Origin of the sequence: Mycobacterium sp. DBP42 (assembly GCF_005924235.1) — a bacterium.
In the GTDB taxonomy this organism is placed as follows: Bacteria; Actinomycetota; Actinomycetes; order Mycobacteriales; family Mycobacteriaceae; genus Mycobacterium; species Mycobacterium syngnathidarum.
This window is the reverse complement of sequence record NZ_VCMY01000040.1, coordinates 1-14,882: the sequence shown is the minus strand read 5'-3', so window position 1 is coordinate 14,882 and position 14,882 is coordinate 1. Positions and strand designations below refer to the sequence as shown.

Here is a 14,882-nt window from a genome sequence, read left to right as displayed (position 1 = left end):
AGCACCGGCGCTTACCTGGGCGAAAGGGCCGCAACGCTCTGAGAACTATGTTCTTGCCATAGAAGAATATGGATCTAGACTGGCTGTAAGATCTGGCGCAGCAGACACGTCGTCGTCAGCTGGTGCCTGCTCGTTTCCGGACGAACATCGGAGGACAAGTCTTGGCTTTGAAAGACCCGGCGCAGCCCGGCAGTGCGGGAACGCCGCTCATCGACGCCAGCGTGCACATCTTCATGCAATCCAACAAGGATCTGCGGCGGAACTTTCTGAAAGAACCCTTCGCCAGCCGTGGCTTTCCGGATTACGAGATGAACTGGTACGGCGCACCGGGTGGCGAGTACGCCAAGGACACCAAGGGACCCAACCGCGAGTATCCCGGTTCGGATCCCGACATCGCCGCACAGCATCTGTTCACCGACCGCGGCGTCGACATCGCGATCCTGCATCCGATGACCCGCGGCATCATGCCCGACCGTCACCTCGGTACCGCCTTGGCGGCGGCGCACAACGAAATGATGGTCACGCGCTGGCTCGAACACGACGAACACGGCGAGCGGTTCCGCGGCACCATCCGGATCAACCCGGACGACATCGTCGGGGCCTTGCGTCAGATCGACAAGTACAAGGACCACCCTCGGGTGGTCCAGATCGGTATCCCGATGCAGTCGCGCGAGCTCTATGGCAAGCCGCAATTCTGGCCGTTGTGGGATGCCGCGGCCGACGCCGGCCTACCGGTGGCCGTGCACATCGAGGGTGGGGCGGGCATCCAATTCGCCCCGACGCCGTCGGGCAAGACCAGGACGTATGAGCAGTACCTCGGATTCATGGCGCTGAACTACATCTACCACCTGATGAACATGATCGCCGAAGGCGTGTTCGAGCGGACCCCCGATCTGAAGTTCGTCTGGGCCGACGGCGCCGCGGACCTGCTGACGCCGTTCATGTGGCGCATGGATTGCTTCGGCCGTCCCCACCTCGAGCAGACCCCCTGGGCGCCAAAGATGCCCAGCGACTATCTACCCGGGCACGTGTATTTCGTCCAAGGCGCGCTCGACGGCCCGGGCGACACCGAGTTCGCCGGAGAGTGGTTGAGCTTCACCGGCAAGGAAGACATGGTGATGTTCGGTTCCAGCTACCCGCACTGGCAGCTGAACGAGCCGCAGATCCCCACTGTGTTGAGCACCGAACAACGGGAAAAGCTGTTGTGGCGCAATGCCGCGCAGCTGTACGGCCTCGAGGCCGCGTTCGCCGGTGTGGGTTCAGCATCCGCGGTTGCGGCACAGTAAAGGCAGCTGAGGGAGGCCCTGATGACGACCACACAGCCAGTCACGACGAACCCGCGGGTGCCGGCGAAAGAGCGGATCGCGATTCGGTGCGTCGACTCCGACGTGCACCCGATGCCGCGCCGCGGCGAGCTGATCGACTACATCCCCGAGCCGTGGCGCAGCAAGTACTTCTTGAGCCACAAGGTCGGTGAGCAGATCTACTACGACGCACCCGATTACGCGCATGCCTACGCCATGCGAGTGGATGCGTTCCCACCCGACGGTGAGTTCGCCTGCAGCGACCCGGATATGGCGTTGCGCCAGCTCATCATGGAGGCCGGCTCCGACATCGCGATTCTGGAGCCGACCCACTCCGAGCACCGCCTCGGCGAAGCGACCGCGGCCTACTGCACCGCGGTCAACCTATGGCTGGCCAATCACTGGCTGGACAGTCACAACAACTGGCATGAACGCTGGCGGGGATCCATCTGTGTCGCCATCGAGGAGCCGCAGACCGCAGTAGCCGAGATCGAACAGTGGGCCGAACACCCGTACATGGCCCAGGTTCTGATGAAGGCCGAGCCGCGCCCGTCATGGGGTGATCCGAAGTACGACCCGATCTGGGCCGCGGCCACCAAGCACGACATCACGGTGAGCTGTCACCTGTCCCGGGGTGAATACGAGACCCTGCCGGCACCACCGGTCGGCCTGCCCAGCTACAACCACGATTTCATGGTCAGCTACTCGCTGTTGGCGGCCAATCAGGTGATGAGCCTGATCTTCGACGGGGTCTTCGACCGGTTTCCGACACTGCGCATCGTGTTCGTCGAGCACGCCTTCACCTGGATCCTGCCGCTGATGTGGCGCATGGACGCCATCTACGAAGCCCGCAAGTCCTGGATGGACATCAAGCGCAAACCATCCGAGTACGTCAAGGACCACATCAAGTTCACCACCCAGCCGCTGGACTATCCCGAGGACAAGACCGAACTGTCCCGGGCCTTCGAGTGGATGGAGTGCGACAAGATCCTGTTGTACTCCAGCGATTACCCGCACTGGACTTTCGACGATCCGCGCTGGCTGGTCAAACATCTGCCCGAGCACGCGCGCGAGGCCATCATGTTCCGCAACGGCATCGAGACCTACAAGCTGCCAGAGACCGTCCCGGTCCTCGAGGGACAGGCCCGGGTGTTCTGAGATGGGCGAACCCGATAAGCGCCCACGGCTCGCGCAGGGACGCGAGCACGTCGTGGCCACCGTCGACGAGATCCCGCCCGGTACACACAAACTCGTGCCGATCGGTCGCCACGGCGTCGGCGTGTACAACGTCAACGGAACGTTCTATGCCATCGCCAACTACTGTCCACACGAGGGCGGTCCGCTGTGTTCGGGCCGTGCCCGCGGGCGCACGGTGGTCGACGACGATGTACCCGGCGACGCAGTGATGGTCCGCGACAAGGAGTTCATCTACTGCCCCTGGCATCAATGGGGTTTCGAGCTGGCAACCGGCACCACCGCGGTGAAGCCGGAATGGAGTATCCGTACCTACCCGGTCCGTGTGGTTGGAGAAGATGTGTTGGTGATGGCCTGATGAGCGAGCTTGCGAGCGAATCAACAGCCCTGGCTGCAGTTCCGCAGCTCAAGCCCGGCGAGAAGACCATGGAGATCAACGGCGGCAACGTCGTCTACGAAATCCTCGGCGACAAAGGTGATTTCATCGCCCTGACGCCCGGCGGCCGGTTCAGCAAGGACATTCCTGGTCTGCGACCGCTGGCAGAAGCCCTGGTCGCGGGCGGCTACCGGGTTCTGCTGTGGGACCGGCCGAATTGCGGCAGATCAGACGTGCAGTTCTACGGCCAGAGCGAATCACACATGCGGGCCGAGACGCTGTACCGACTGATCACCGCCCTGGACGTCGGACCGTGCTTCATCCTCGGTGGCTCCGGCGGCGCACGTGACTCGATGCTGACCACCATGCTGTATCCGGAGATCGTTCGAAAACTGGTGGTGTGGAACATCGTCGGTGGCGTGTACGGTTCATTCGTCCTCGGCGGCCACTACGTCACCCCGAGCATCCTGGCGGTACGCGGTCTCGGCATCGAAGGCCTGCTGAATGTGCCCGAGTGGCGCGAGCGGATCGCGGAGAACCCCGCGAACCGGCAGCGTCTGCTCGACCTCGACGCCGACGAGTTCCTCAAAGTCATGCTGCGGTGGCTCAACGCGTTCGTGTCGAAGCCGGGCCAGACCATCCCGGGTGTCCCGGACGAGATGTTCGACAACATCACCGTGCCCACCTTGATCATCCGTGGCGGCGAGAACGACTGGGATCACCCCAAGCGCACCTCGCTCGAAGTGAGTTGCCTGATCAAGGGTTCCAAGCTGATCGATCCGCCCTGGCCCGAGGACGCGTGGGAGCGGGCCGGCGAGAAGTTCGCACAGAGCGGCGGCAAGACGTTCTGCCTGTTCGACACTTGGGTTCAGGCGGCCCCGGCGATCATCGACTTCCTGAGGTCGTCGTGACGGCGGTACGCGCTGCCCGCGTGTCACACCGTGCGGATGTGCACCTCGCAGTTCAGCGAAGCCTCCAGGGCGGTATGGATGCGGCTTTCCGGGATGCGTGTCAGGTCAGCCTTGTCCAGGGTCACCGTCACCACATCCCAGCCCTCGTCATCGACGGAGCGCACGATGTCACCCGACAGGCCGAATCCGGCCAGTACGCCGCGGGCATCCTCGTCGGTCCCGCGGCTGACGAAAGTGACCACGCCGGGCGTGGGTGCGGTGCCAAACGCCTTGGCGCACAGCGCCATCGCAATGGTCTGCAGCTCTGGTGCGTCGTCTCCGGCGATCAGCACCTCGACCTCGCGACGATGCGCGGGGAGTCCGGCGAGCTGGTTGTCCAGCACCTCGGCACCGCGCACACCCAGCAAGTCACGGAGTGTTGCCATGCCCTCGGATAGCTCCTGCGCCCCGAGCTCACCAGCCGGATCCACTCCGACGCGCACCACCGCAGTTCTCATACCGGTAAGCCTAGCCGGGGACGGGATGTGACCATGACAGCCGAACTCACGGTCGCCGCATGGCCGGGGATCACCCCGCGGCTACTGCGCGACGGGCCGGAGTCTCTCGAGGCCTATCGGACTGCCGGGGGCTATGCGCCCCTTGCGGATCCGGAACATCTTCTGAACGAGGTGCAGGCCAGCGGATTGCTCGGCCGTGGCGGTGCGGCCTTCCCGATGGCGGTGAAGCTTCGCACCGTGCGTGACAACGGCCGGCAGGGCGGCGAGACCAAGGCCGGCTCCGTGGTGATCGCCAACGGAGAGGAGGGCGAGCCGGCCTCGATCAAGGATCGCTGGTTGCTGCGCAACCGCCCGCATGCCGTGCTCGACGGCCTGCGGCTGGCGGCCGGGGTTGTCGGCGCCGACCGTGCCGTGGTGTATGTATCGGATGCGCATGCCGCCGAGTGTGTGGAACGTGCACTGGCCGAACTGCCCGGCGACCTGGGCCGTCCCGGCATCGAATTGGTCACCGTGACACCGGGTTACGTGGCGGGTGAGGAAACCGCTGCCGTGCATGTGGTCAATGGCGGACCGGCCAAGCCGACCGACAAACCGCCTCGACCGTTCGAGGAGGGCGTGGCCGGCAAGCCCACGCTGATCAGCAATGTCGAGACGTTGGCACAGCTGGCATATCTCCACCAGCACGGAGCGCAGTCGTTCCGCGAACTGGGCACCGAGTCCTGCCCCGGCACTTTCCTGGCCACGATCACCGGCGCCGGCCGCCCGCCCGCGCTCTACGAACTTCCGCACGGCATCCCGTTCGCCGATCTGCTGACCCTGCACGGGGTGTCCCCGGACCACGTTCGCGGGGCGCTGGTGGGTGGATACTTCGCCGGCTTGGTCAACCGCGACATCGTCGGGGCCACACTGGATCACGGATCGGTACGGGCGCTGGGCAGCGGGCTGGGCTGCGGCGCGATCGGCATTCTCACCGATGACTGCCCGGTTGCGGTCGCTGCGTCGGTGCTGGCCTACTTCGACCGGGAGAATGCCGGCCAGTGCGGCTCGTGCTTCAACGGGACGGCAGCGATGGCCGCTGTCGCCACCGGACTGCGCGACGGCAACGCCACCGCCGAGGACCTTGACCGGCTCAAGCGGTGGTCGGTGGTGCTGCGCGGTCGTGGCGCGTGCGCAACCCTCGACGGTGCCGCGAACGTGGCAGCCAGCCTGCTCGCCCAGTTCCCCGACCTCGTGCAGCGTCACCTCGAAAATGGCTGCCAGACCTGCCGTTCCGGCGCTTTCACTGCGGCGCGGCCATACGAAGTGGAGTCTCTGGAGGCGGTGGTGGCGGTATGAAGATCAAGCTGGACCGCACGTTGTGCGATGGCTTCGGGCTGTGCGCCAAACACGCGCCGGAGTACTTCCCGCTGGATGACTGGGGCTACGCCGTGCTCAAAGGCGACGGCGACATCCCCGAGGCTGACCAAGATGCGGTACGACGCGCCCTGCTGGACTGCCCGGTACACGCCATCATCGAGCTGAAGGATGCACGCACCGCTCGTGAGGCCGGCTGAGCGCACAGGGGTATGGATCACCGATCCCGGAAACTGGTAACGTGATTCTCCACACAGAATAACCCGCTTACCACCGGAGTCGAGTTGTCACAGATACCGGGACGTCCGCTCCCGACGGTCACCACGCTCAACGAGTACTTCTGGACCGCGGGCGCCGACGGGGTGCTGCGAATCCAGGAGTGCCAGGACTGCAGCGCCCTCATCCATCCGCCGCAACCGGTCTGCCGGTACTGCCGTAGCCACAACATAGGCGTGCGCGACGTGTCCGGGCGTGCATCGCTGGCCGGGTTCACGGTCAACCACCGGTTCGGTTTCCCCGACATGCCGCCGCCGTATGTGGTGGCCGAAGTGGCCATCGCCGAGGATCCTCGGGTCCGGCTGACCACCAACATCGTCGACTGCGATTCCGAGGATCTCAAACTCGGTATGCCGGTGGAAGTCGAATTCCAGCAGGTCGAGGATGTCTGGCTGCCGGTGTTCAAGCCATCGACGGACACCAGCGCCACCCCGCCGGTGGCCGAACCCGTGGCGCCTCAGGACATCGCCAAATTTGTGCGCCCCATGCTGACCAAGGAGAAGTTCGAGGACCACTCGGCCATCACCGGCATCGGCATGTCCACCATCGGCCGGCGCCTCATGGTGCCGCCCGTGTCACTGACCATCGAGGCGGCCGAAAAGGCCGTCGCCGACGCCGGTTTGACGTTCGACGACATCGACGGCCTGTCCACGTATCCAGGTCTTGACATCGCCGGCATGGGCGAAGGCGGGGTCACCGCACTGGAAGGCGCGCTGGGGCTCCGGCCGACCTGGATCAACGGCGGCATGGACACCTTCGGGCCCGGCGGCTCGGTGATCGCGGCAATGATGGCGGTCGCCACCGGCATGGCCCGCCATGTGTTGTGCTTCCGCACCCTGTGGGAGGCCACCTTCGGTCAGCTGGTCAAGGAGGGCAAGATGTCCCCTCCATTGGGTGGGCGCACCAACAGCTGGCAGCAGCCGTTCGGGTCGACCTCGGCCGCACACACGTTGGCGCAGAACGCCGGTCGCCACTTCGACCGGTACGGCACCACCCGCGAAACGCTCGGCTGGATCGCGCTGAACCAACGCGCGAATGCCGCGCTGAACCCAACGGCCATCTACCGGGATCCGATGACCATGGACGACTACCTGTCGGCCCGCATGATCACCACCCCGTTCGGCCTCTACGACTGCGACGTGCCGTGCGACGGCGCGGTCGCCGTCATCGTCTCGGCCATAGACACCGTCGCCGACCGCCCCAAGCCGCCGATCCGGTTCGAGGCGGTCGGAACTCAGATAATCGAGCGGCTCGACTGGGACCAGACCACCCTCACCCACGAGCCGCAGGTACTCGGGCAGAGCGCCCACATGTGGTCGCGAACCTCTTTGCGCCCCAGCGATGTCGACGTCGCCGAGCTCTACGACGGGTTCAGCTTCAACTGTCTGTCGTGGTTGGAGGGACTTGGCTTCTGCGGCATCGGAGAGGCCAAGGACTTCCTCGACGGTGGCCACAACATCGCGCGCGACGGTGTCATCCCGCTCAATACCCACGGCGGGCAGCTCTCGCACGGCCGCACGCACGGCATGGGCCTCATCCACGAAGCGGTCACCCAGCTGCGCGGAGAGGCCGGCGAGCGCCAGGTGGCCAATGCCAAAGTGGCCGTGGCCAGCAGTGGCGGTCTGACGCCGAGCGGCGTGCTACTGATGCGCAGGGACGACTGAAGCATGCGCGTGCCCCATGAGTAAGGCAGCCCCGCACCCCAGAGTGGTGATGGTCGACGGCATCCCGATGTCGGCGCTGGTGGCCGAGGCTCCCGACCCGCGCGCCGTTGTCGTCGCATTGCACGGCGGGGCCACCACATCGGCGTACTTCGACTGCCCCGGCCATCCGGAACTCTCGCTGCTGCGCATCGCGGTCGACCACGGATACACCGTGATCGCGCTGGATCGTCCCGGTTACGGTGCGTCGGCCGCCTACCCGGACGCCATGGTGCACCCCGATCAGCGGGGCGCATTGGCGTTCGGCGCAATTCAGCGCATCGCCGGCGCTGGAGACCTGTTCGTCGTGGGCCATTCGATGGGCTGCGAACTTGCCCTGCACCTGGCTGTACACCGACCCGAGGTACTCGGCGTGTCGCTGGCCGGCACCGGCCGCCGCTACCATCCGGCTGCGCAACAGCTGCTGAAGGACGCCTCACCCGTGAATCGGCCGCGCGGTCTGCGCGAACTGCTGTGGGAGCCGGCCCGGCTTTACCCGTCCGATGTGATCGGCGCCGGGTTGTCCGCGGGCGGCACCGCGTACGAGGGAGATGTCGTCAAAACCTGGTCACGCCAAGAGTTTCCGGCATTGGCCGGGCGGACCAAAGTGCCCGTGCAATTCCTCGCCGGCGAGTTCGAGAACGTATGGGAATCCGACCCCGAGGCATTGGCCGGGATCGCCACGATGTTCAGCGCGGCACCGCGAGTGCAGACCGGTGAGCTCGCCGAAAGCGGGCACAACCTCAGCGTGGGCCTGTCCGCCGCGAGCTACCACCGCGCAGTGCTGTCGTTCGCCGACGAATGCGTGGCTGACCGCGGGCACGAGACCGTGAAAACCGATGTGGAAGTGGAGGCAGGTTGATGCGAGTCGGATTTATCGGGCTGGGCAGCCAGGGGGCGCCGATGGCCCGACGGATCATCGAAGGTGGCTTCGAGACCACCCTGTGGGCCCGGCGTCCGGCATCCCTGGAGCCCTACGCCGACACCGCGGCCAAGACGGCAGGCTCCCCCGCCGAGCTGGCTGCCGCCAGCGACCTCGTCTGCCTGTGCGTGGTCGGGGACGACGACGTCCGCCAGGTGCTCGACGGCGAGACCGGCGTGCTGGCCGGCCTGGCCCCCGGTGGCATCATCGCCATCCACTCCACCGTGCACCCTGACACCTGTCGGGAGCTGGCCGAACAGGCTGCAAAACAAGGGGTTACCGTCATCGACGCCCCTGTGAGCGGCGGCGAGCCAGCCGCATCGGCCGGCACCTTGCTGGTGATGGTCGGTGGCGACGAGGAAGTCGTCGAGCGGGTGCGTCCGGTGTTCGCCACCTATGCAGACCCGATCGTGCATCTCGGTGGTGTCGGCGCCGGCCAGGTCGCCAAGATCCTGAACAACCTGTTGTTCAGCGCCAACCTGGGTGCCGCCATGAGCGCACTGGAACTCGGTGAAGCACTGGGAGTTCCACGTCAGGCACTGTGCGAGGTGGTCACGCGCGGTTCGGCTACCAGCAAGGCGCTCAACAGCATCGCCATGTTCGGCGGCACGTTGGACAACTTGGCGCCGATCGCCGGGGCACTGCTGCAGAAGGACTGCCGGCATGCCGCCAGCTTGGCCGACAACGCTTCAGCCCCGCAGGGGGCCGTGTTTGATGCCGCGGACAATGCCCTGGCCATCATGAACCATCCACGCTGATGCGCGTCGGCTTCATTGGCGCGGGCCGCATGGGCGCACCGATGGTGCGCCGGCTGAGCACCGCAGGACACCAGGTACGGGCGTTGGGCCGTGACGACGAAAAGCGCACTGCGGTAGCTGACCTCGGCGCTGAGCCGGTGAGCTCGCCGCGTGAGGCAGTCGAGGGTGCCGACGTAACGATCGTCTGTGTGTTCACCGACGAGCAGGTGCGTGACCTGTGTCCGGATCTGATCGACGAGATGGCCGAGGGCTCGGTGCTCGTGCTGCACACCACCGGCAGCCCCCGCACCGCCGAGGCCCTCGCCGAGCGCGGGGCCGCGCGCGGTATCGCTGTCATCGACGCCCCCGTCAGCGGCGGACCGCACGACATCGCAGCCGGGACCGTCACGGTGTTCGCGGGTGGCCCGGACGACGCGGTGGCCCGTGCCCGCGAGGCGCTGGCCGCCTACGCCGATCCGGTACTGCACGTCGGCCCGGTCGGCGCCGGGCAACGGGTGAAGCTGGTCAACAACGCGCTGTTCGCCGCGCAGATCGGCGTGGTCGCCGAGGGCGTACGCCTGGGCGACCGGCTGGGTATCGACGAGGCGACGCTGCTCAGCGCGCTCACCCATGGCAGCGCGGCGAGCCGCGCACTGGGCGGTATCGCCGCCACCGGGTCCGCCGACGCCTTTATCGCGCGAGTCGGCGAATTCATCGGCAAAGACGTGGCCGTGGTTCGCCACACCGCATCTGAGCTGGACAGCGACCTCGGCCGACTCGAGGGACTGCTCGACGTCGCGATCAAGTGACCCAAACGGACACCACGACCTGATCAGCACCCATTTTGCGCTTTTCAAACACTCTCAACAGGATTACTGTTAGCGTTACAGTTCAACAGTTTCCCGTAACGTGTCACGACACTTCCGGCCCAGCCCGCCGCGAAGGAGGAGCCAGCCAAATGACCAAGGCCCAGGTGATCTTCGATCCGTTCTCCGAGGAGTTCTTCAACAACCCGTTCGACATGTACCGCCGGATGCGCCAGGACGCACCGCTGTACTACAACGAGGACTCCGACTTCTATGCCCTGACCCGGCACGAGGACGTCGCCGCGGCGTTGAAGGATCACGAGGCGTTCTCCTCGTCGCGTGGCTGCGACCTGGCCATGGTGCAGAGCGACGAGCCACCGCAGAAATCGATCATCTTCATGGACCCGCCCGATCACCGGCACATGCGCAGCCTGCTGAACAAGGCGTTCACCCCGCGCATGATCCAGTCCCAGCGCGACACCGTCGTCGAGCAGATCGATCACTTCCTCGGGAAGATCGACTCCGACGAATTCGATGTGGTGCAGGATTTCTCGGGGCCGTTCCCGGTCGAGGTCATCACGCGGATGGCCGGCGTCGACCCCGAGTACCGCCAGCAGGTCCGGCACTGGATCGACACCAGCCTCTCGCGTGAACCGGGACAGGTCGGCTACTCCGAGGCCGGCATGCAGGCCAACATCGACACCGGCATCTACTACTACGGGCTGGTGCAGAAGCGCCGGGAAGACCCGCAGGACGACATGATCAGCCGCCTGATCGCCGCGGAGATTCCCGGCGAGAACGGCGAAATGCGCCGCCTCGACGACATCGAGATCACCGGATTCGCCACCCTTCTCGGCGGGGCGGGCGCCGAAACCGTGACCAAGCTGGTCGGCACCGCGATGGTGCTCTTCGCCCGTAACCCCGAGCAGTGGCAGAAGCTGCTCGACGACCGCGAGAAGATTCCGGCCGCGGTCGAAGAGCTGCTGCGCTACGAGGGCCCGGTGCAGTACAACGTCCGCTACACGCTCAAGGACGCCCACGTGCCGAGCGGCACCATTCCGGCGGGCAAGGCGGTGTTCCTGATCAGCGCCGCGGCCAACCGCGATCCCGACGCGTTCACCGATGCCGACACTTTCGACATCGAACGTGACCGCACGGAGGCGCAGAACCTGGGCCTGGGTTACGGCATCCACAGCTGTCTGGGAGCCGCGCTGGCCCGGATGGAGAGCGCCATCGCCTTGGAGAAGCTGCTCGATTTCATGCCCCGCTACGAAGTGAAATGGGATCAGCTGCAACGGGTTCACATGCAGAACGTGGCGGGGTATTCGCACGTGCCGGTAAGGGTGTTGAGGTGATGGCGAAAAAGGTTCACGTCGATTTCGAGATCTGTGAGAGCAACGCGGTCTGCATGGGGATCATCCCCGAGGTGTTCGACCTCGACGATCAGGACTACCTGCACATCCTGCAGGAAGACGTGACGCCGGAGAACGAGGCGCTGATTCGCGAAGCCGTGCGTCAATGCCCACGACAGGCCATCTCGATCAAGGACGAGTAGCCCGCGCATGCGGTTCGTCTTCGTGCACGGTGGTTTTCATGCCGGCTGGTGCTGGGAACGCACCATCGCCGAATTGCAGGGCCTGGGTCATGACGGTGTCGCCGTAGACCTGCCCGGGCACGGCGCCCGGGTCGCCGAGGAGTCGACGCTGGCCAACCGGCGGGCCGCCATCGTCGACGTGATGCGGCCCGGGGATGTCCTGGTGGGACACTCCGGCGGCGGATTCGACGCCACCCTCGCCGCCGACGCAGCACCGGACCTGGTGGGCCACATCGTGTATCTGGCCGCCGCACTGCCCCGGGAGGGCCGGACGTACCCCGAGGCCATGGCCATGCGGTCAGCCGACGATGAGTTGGGTGGCGAATTCGACGGGGATGTCGGCGAGATGCTGGGCTATCTGCATTTCGACGAGGAAGGTGCCATGCACTTCGCCGACTTCGACGGAGCCTGGCGGTACTTCTACCACGACTGCGACGAGGCCACGGCGCGTTGGGCTTTCGACCGGCTGGGCCCCGAGCGGTTCGGCGACACCACGGTGACACCGGTGTCGGTGCCGCAGTTCTGGGCGGCCGATCTGCCTCGCAGTTTCATCCGCTGCACCCAGGACCGGTCGATGCCTCGCTGGCTCGCCGACACCGTCACCCAACGTCTCGGCGTCGAGCAGCTGACCATCGACACGTCGCACTCGCCGTTCCTGAGCCGTCCGCGCGAGCTGGCTGAGTTGCTGGTACACGCCACGACGACCACGCCGATCGCCGCGCTGACGCCGGCCTGACTCCGTTTCGCTGCGCCGTTTTCGACGCCCGGGTCGCTTCGGGCGACGGAGCACGACCCAGACGTCGAAGTCGGTGTCGCAGGCTAGGCAGCGATGACCGTCTCACCGAATTTCTCGATGGCCTCCAGCGCGTGGGCCAGGCTGTCCCCGGGAAGGGTGACGTGCAGCCAGGTCACCCCCAACGCGGCGAGCTTGTCGACCCCAGCCAGGTACGCGTCGGCGTTGAAATCGTCGCCACCGGGATTGCCGCCTTCAAAGTTGTTGAACACGATGTCGATTCCGCCGGGATCGCGACCAGCCGCGCTGAGGCGCACCCGCAGATCCTCGATGCCGGCAGCCAGGGCGTCCAGCGAATCCATCGCCGCCGTTCCCGCGGTCTTGGCCAGACCGGCAGGCGCGGCGAACGGGCACCAGCCGTCGCCGTGCTTGGCCACCCGCGCCCGTGCGGCCGACGTGTTGCCGCCGATCCAGATCGGCGGATGTGGGCTCGCCGCAGGCCGGGGGTGCGCGGTGATCCCGCGGGCGCTGAAGTTCGTGCCCTCGAAGGAGTAATCATCGGTAGTCCAGATACCGCGGATCACCTCAAGCGCCTCGTCGAACAGCGCGGCACGCTCGTCGTAGGACACCCCCAGGGCGGCGAATTCCCGCTTTAGATAACCGACTCCGACGGCCAGCGTGAACCGGCCACCCGACAGCAGGTCCAAGCTGGCACCGGATTTGGCCACCACGAAGGGATTCCGGTACGGCAACACCACGATGTTGGGTACCAAGCGCAAGGTCGTGGTGTGCGCCGCAGCAAAAGCCATGGCCACGAACGGGTCCAGCGCATCGTGCCCACCAGCATCGAGCCAGCGCTGGGACGGAGCCGGATGATCGGTGAATCCGAACCCGTCGAATCCCGCTGCTTCGGCCGCAGCGGCCATCGCCGCAACTCCGCTGCCACTCACCAGATCCGGGTGATACGGGTGGGTGTGCATCGGGTAGGTGATGCTGTAGCGCACAGCGGCTCCGATCAGGCGGGGAAACCGGACAGGATGACTCCGTTGCACTCGGCAGCTCCCTGCCGGACCTTCGCGGCTGCCTGGTACGCATCGGAGTAGTACCACTCGCGTGCGGCGTCAACCGACTCGAATTCCAGCACCACGGTTTGCGTTCCGTGCCAGCTACCTTCGATCACCTCGGGCTTCTGGTCCACGGCCACGATGGTGGCGCCGCCCATCGCCTTCGACGCCAGCTTGGCGTACTCCCCCATGCCGGCCGGATCCTTGATGTCCTCGGTGATGATGACGTAGCCCTTGGCAGATGCCATGACGAAACTCTTTCTCTAGTCGTTGATTTCACTGATCGCCCGTTCCGGGCAGTTGTCTATCGCCTCGCGCGCCGCGTCCTCGAGCCCGGCGGGAACGTCTTCCGGGTCTGCCACCGCCCAGCCGTCATCCGACATCTCGAAGACCTCGGGACACAACGTCAAGCACATGCCGTGTCCGGCACACCGGTCCTCGTCAACCCTGACCCGCATCAGCTGTCGAACTCCAGATGCAGCTCGGTCAGCCCACGCAGGATGAAAGTGGGGATGTAGTTGTAGCGACGATCGCCGTCCGAACCGTGCTTGGCCTCGGAGATCCGGATGTCGGTAGTCCGGTCCAGCAATCGCTCGATACCGACCCGAGTTTCGGCACGCGCCAACGGGGCCCCCGGGCAGCTGTGGATACCGCGGCCGAAAGCCAGGTGCTGACGGGCGTTCTTGCGCGCCGGGTCGAAGGTGTCCGGATCCTCGAACCGCCGAGGATCACGGTTGGCCGCCCCGTTGAGCACCATCACCGTCGTGCCGGCGTTCAACTCGGTCTCGCCGATGGTCACCGGGCAGCGCGACAACCTGAAATCGCCCTTGACCGGGCTCTCGATCCGCAACGCCTCCTCGATGAAGTTCGGGATGAGGCTGCGGTCGGCCCGTAGCCGCTGCTGGATCTCGGGTTGTTCGCCAAGGACCTTCAAGGCGGTGCTGAGCAGACGCACCGTGGTCTCCTGCCCGGCCGAGAAGACATTTGTCGCCACCCGCGCCACATCGCCGATATCCGGGATGCTGCCGTCGGGGAACGTAGCCTCGGACAGGCCGGTCAGTACGTCGCCGCGCGGATTGGCCCGACGATCCGACACATAGTCGGAGAACTGGCCGTAGAGGAACTCAAGCGGGCTGTGGGACAGCGACTCCTTGCTCGTGCTGCCGATGCCACCGCCCGAATTCTGCTTGATGCCGTTGACGAAAGCTTCGCGATCCTCGTCCGGGATACCCAGCAGGTCAGCGATCACGAGCAGCGTGAACGGACCGGCGAAGCCCTTGATGAACTCGCCCCTGCCGGGCGCGAGATAGCTGTCGAGGACTTCGTCGGCCAACTGCCACATCGCGTCCTCGTTCTCCTTGAGGCGCTTGGGCGTGATCAACCGCATCAACAGCGAGCGATGGTCGGTGTGGGTG

The 14,882-nt window shown here is 65.8% G+C and carries 18 protein-coding genes; 13 read left to right on the top strand and 5 right to left on the bottom strand.

Going from position 1 to position 14,882, the window contains the following annotated elements:
• Window positions 1-161: 161 nt before the first annotated feature.
• Genes E0T84_RS25590 through E0T84_RS25575 form a run of 4 tightly spaced genes read left to right on the top strand, consistent with a single transcriptional unit; the run spans window position 162 to window position 3,785 of the window.
• Window positions 162-1,286: an amidohydrolase family protein gene (locus tag E0T84_RS25590; RefSeq protein WP_171055177.1), complete on the top strand. Its 1,125-nt coding sequence runs from the start codon at window positions 162-164 to the stop codon at window positions 1,284-1,286.
• A 21-nt stretch (window positions 1,287-1,307) separates the two neighbouring features.
• On the top strand, window positions 1,308-2,462 hold the full coding sequence (locus E0T84_RS25585; RefSeq protein ID WP_171055176.1) for an amidohydrolase family protein: 1,155 nt from the start codon (window positions 1,308-1,310) through the stop codon (window positions 2,460-2,462).
• 1 nt (window position 2,463) lies between these two features.
• On the top strand, window positions 2,464-2,856 hold the full coding sequence (locus E0T84_RS25580; RefSeq protein ID WP_138745892.1) for a Rieske 2Fe-2S domain-containing protein: 393 nt from the start codon (window positions 2,464-2,466) through the stop codon (window positions 2,854-2,856).
• Complete coding sequence (locus E0T84_RS25575) at window positions 2,856-3,785, top strand: alpha/beta fold hydrolase (protein ID WP_070945083.1); 930 nt, start codon at window positions 2,856-2,858, stop codon at window positions 3,783-3,785. Before E0T84_RS25580 ends, E0T84_RS25575 begins: the two co-directional genes overlap by 1 nt.
• A 23-nt stretch (window positions 3,786-3,808) precedes the next feature.
• On the opposite strand, the gene E0T84_RS25570 is transcribed toward E0T84_RS25575, so the two are convergent.
• Window positions 3,809-4,282 carry a hypothetical protein gene (locus E0T84_RS25570; protein WP_171055175.1) on the bottom strand — a complete coding sequence of 158 codons (474 nt, stop codon included), beginning with the start codon at window positions 4,280-4,282 and terminating at the stop codon, window positions 3,809-3,811.
• Window positions 4,283-4,309: 27 nt separating this feature from the next.
• On the opposite strand from E0T84_RS25570, the gene E0T84_RS25565 reads away from it, so the two are divergent.
• From E0T84_RS25565 to E0T84_RS25525, 9 genes are all read left to right on the top strand, one after another.
• Window positions 4,310-5,617: an NADH-ubiquinone oxidoreductase-F iron-sulfur binding region domain-containing protein gene (locus tag E0T84_RS25565; protein ID WP_138745891.1), complete on the top strand. Its 1,308-nt coding sequence runs from the start codon at window positions 4,310-4,312 to the stop codon at window positions 5,615-5,617.
• On the top strand, window positions 5,614-5,835 hold the full coding sequence (locus E0T84_RS25560; RefSeq protein ID WP_138745890.1) for a ferredoxin: 222 nt from the start codon (window positions 5,614-5,616) through the stop codon (window positions 5,833-5,835). Before E0T84_RS25565 ends, E0T84_RS25560 begins: the two co-directional genes overlap by 4 nt.
• Window positions 5,836-5,919: 84 nt before the next feature.
• Window positions 5,920-7,575, top strand: coding sequence for an OB-fold domain-containing protein (locus tag E0T84_RS25555; RefSeq protein ID WP_138745889.1), 1,656 nt, complete (start codon window positions 5,920-5,922; stop codon window positions 7,573-7,575).
• Window positions 7,576-7,591: 16 nt separating this feature from the next.
• On the top strand, window positions 7,592-8,473 hold the full coding sequence (locus E0T84_RS25550) for an alpha/beta fold hydrolase (RefSeq protein WP_138745888.1): 882 nt from the start codon (window positions 7,592-7,594) through the stop codon (window positions 8,471-8,473).
• Window positions 8,473-9,291, top strand: a complete 819-nt coding sequence (locus E0T84_RS25545; protein WP_075910155.1) for an NAD(P)-dependent oxidoreductase — start codon at window positions 8,473-8,475, stop codon at window positions 9,289-9,291. The genes E0T84_RS25550 and E0T84_RS25545 overlap by 1 nt, the downstream gene beginning before the upstream one ends.
• The gene (locus E0T84_RS25540; RefSeq protein WP_138745887.1) at window positions 9,291-10,079 is read left to right on the top strand and encodes an NAD(P)-dependent oxidoreductase; all 789 of its coding nucleotides are present in this window, start codon (window positions 9,291-9,293) and stop codon (window positions 10,077-10,079) included. The genes E0T84_RS25545 and E0T84_RS25540 overlap by 1 nt, the downstream gene beginning before the upstream one ends.
• A 149-nt stretch (window positions 10,080-10,228) precedes the next feature.
• Window positions 10,229-11,431, top strand: coding sequence for a cytochrome P450 (locus tag E0T84_RS25535; RefSeq protein ID WP_138745886.1), 1,203 nt, complete (start codon window positions 10,229-10,231; stop codon window positions 11,429-11,431).
• Complete coding sequence (locus E0T84_RS25530) at window positions 11,431-11,631, top strand: ferredoxin (protein ID WP_036448623.1); 201 nt, start codon at window positions 11,431-11,433, stop codon at window positions 11,629-11,631. Before E0T84_RS25535 ends, E0T84_RS25530 begins: the two co-directional genes overlap by 1 nt.
• Before the next feature lie 7 nt (window positions 11,632-11,638).
• Entirely contained in the window at window positions 11,639-12,406 is a 768-nt protein-coding gene (locus E0T84_RS25525) for an alpha/beta fold hydrolase (protein ID WP_138745885.1), read from the top strand.
• A gap of 83 nt (window positions 12,407-12,489) precedes the next feature.
• Here E0T84_RS25525 and E0T84_RS25520 read toward each other — a convergent pair whose 3' ends face one another.
• The 4 genes from E0T84_RS25520 to E0T84_RS25505 form a co-directional block, all read right to left on the bottom strand.
• Complete coding sequence (locus tag E0T84_RS25520; RefSeq protein ID WP_138745884.1) at window positions 12,490-13,407, bottom strand: LLM class F420-dependent oxidoreductase; 918 nt, start codon at window positions 13,405-13,407, stop codon at window positions 12,490-12,492.
• A gap of 11 nt (window positions 13,408-13,418) precedes the next feature.
• Entirely contained in the window at window positions 13,419-13,715 is a 297-nt protein-coding gene (locus E0T84_RS25515) for a DUF1330 domain-containing protein (protein ID WP_070945094.1), read from the bottom strand.
• Between the two features lie 15 nt (window positions 13,716-13,730).
• Window positions 13,731-13,925: a ferredoxin gene (locus E0T84_RS25510; RefSeq protein WP_036448614.1), complete on the bottom strand. Its 195-nt coding sequence runs from the start codon at window positions 13,923-13,925 to the stop codon at window positions 13,731-13,733.
• The coding region (locus E0T84_RS25505) for a cytochrome P450 (protein WP_138745883.1) at window positions 13,925-14,882 on the bottom strand (958 nt) is incomplete at its 5' end. The genes E0T84_RS25510 and E0T84_RS25505, both read right to left, overlap by 1 nt.

Bases quoted from the DNA above. Each gene is read 5' to 3' on its own strand.
- E0T84_RS25585 (WP_171055176.1), top strand. From the start codon at position 1,308: ATGACGACCACACAGCCAGTCACGACGAACCCGCGGGTGCCGGCGAAA.
- E0T84_RS25580 (WP_138745892.1), top strand. From the start codon at position 2,464: ATGGGCGAACCCGATAAGCGCCCACGGCTCGCGCAGGGACGCGAGCAC.
- E0T84_RS25575 (WP_070945083.1), top strand. From the start codon at position 2,856: ATGAGCGAGCTTGCGAGCGAATCAACAGCCCTGGCTGCAGTTCCGCAG.
- E0T84_RS25570 (WP_171055175.1), bottom strand. From the start codon at position 4,282: ATGAGAACTGCGGTGGTGCGCGTCGGAGTGGATCCGGCTGGTGAGCTC.
- E0T84_RS25560 (WP_138745890.1), top strand. From the start codon at position 5,614: ATGAAGATCAAGCTGGACCGCACGTTGTGCGATGGCTTCGGGCTGTGC.
- E0T84_RS25550 (WP_138745888.1), top strand. From the start codon at position 7,592: ATGAGTAAGGCAGCCCCGCACCCCAGAGTGGTGATGGTCGACGGCATC.
- E0T84_RS25545 (WP_075910155.1), top strand. From the start codon at position 8,473: ATGCGAGTCGGATTTATCGGGCTGGGCAGCCAGGGGGCGCCGATGGCC.
- E0T84_RS25540 (WP_138745887.1), top strand. From the start codon at position 9,291: ATGCGCGTCGGCTTCATTGGCGCGGGCCGCATGGGCGCACCGATGGTG.
- E0T84_RS25535 (WP_138745886.1), top strand. From the start codon at position 10,229: ATGACCAAGGCCCAGGTGATCTTCGATCCGTTCTCCGAGGAGTTCTTC.
- E0T84_RS25530 (WP_036448623.1), top strand. From the start codon at position 11,431: ATGGCGAAAAAGGTTCACGTCGATTTCGAGATCTGTGAGAGCAACGCG.
- E0T84_RS25525 (WP_138745885.1), top strand. From the start codon at position 11,639: ATGCGGTTCGTCTTCGTGCACGGTGGTTTTCATGCCGGCTGGTGCTGG.
- E0T84_RS25515 (WP_070945094.1), bottom strand. From the start codon at position 13,715: ATGGCATCTGCCAAGGGCTACGTCATCATCACCGAGGACATCAAGGAT.
- E0T84_RS25510 (WP_036448614.1), bottom strand. From the start codon at position 13,925: ATGCGGGTCAGGGTTGACGAGGACCGGTGTGCCGGACACGGCATGTGC.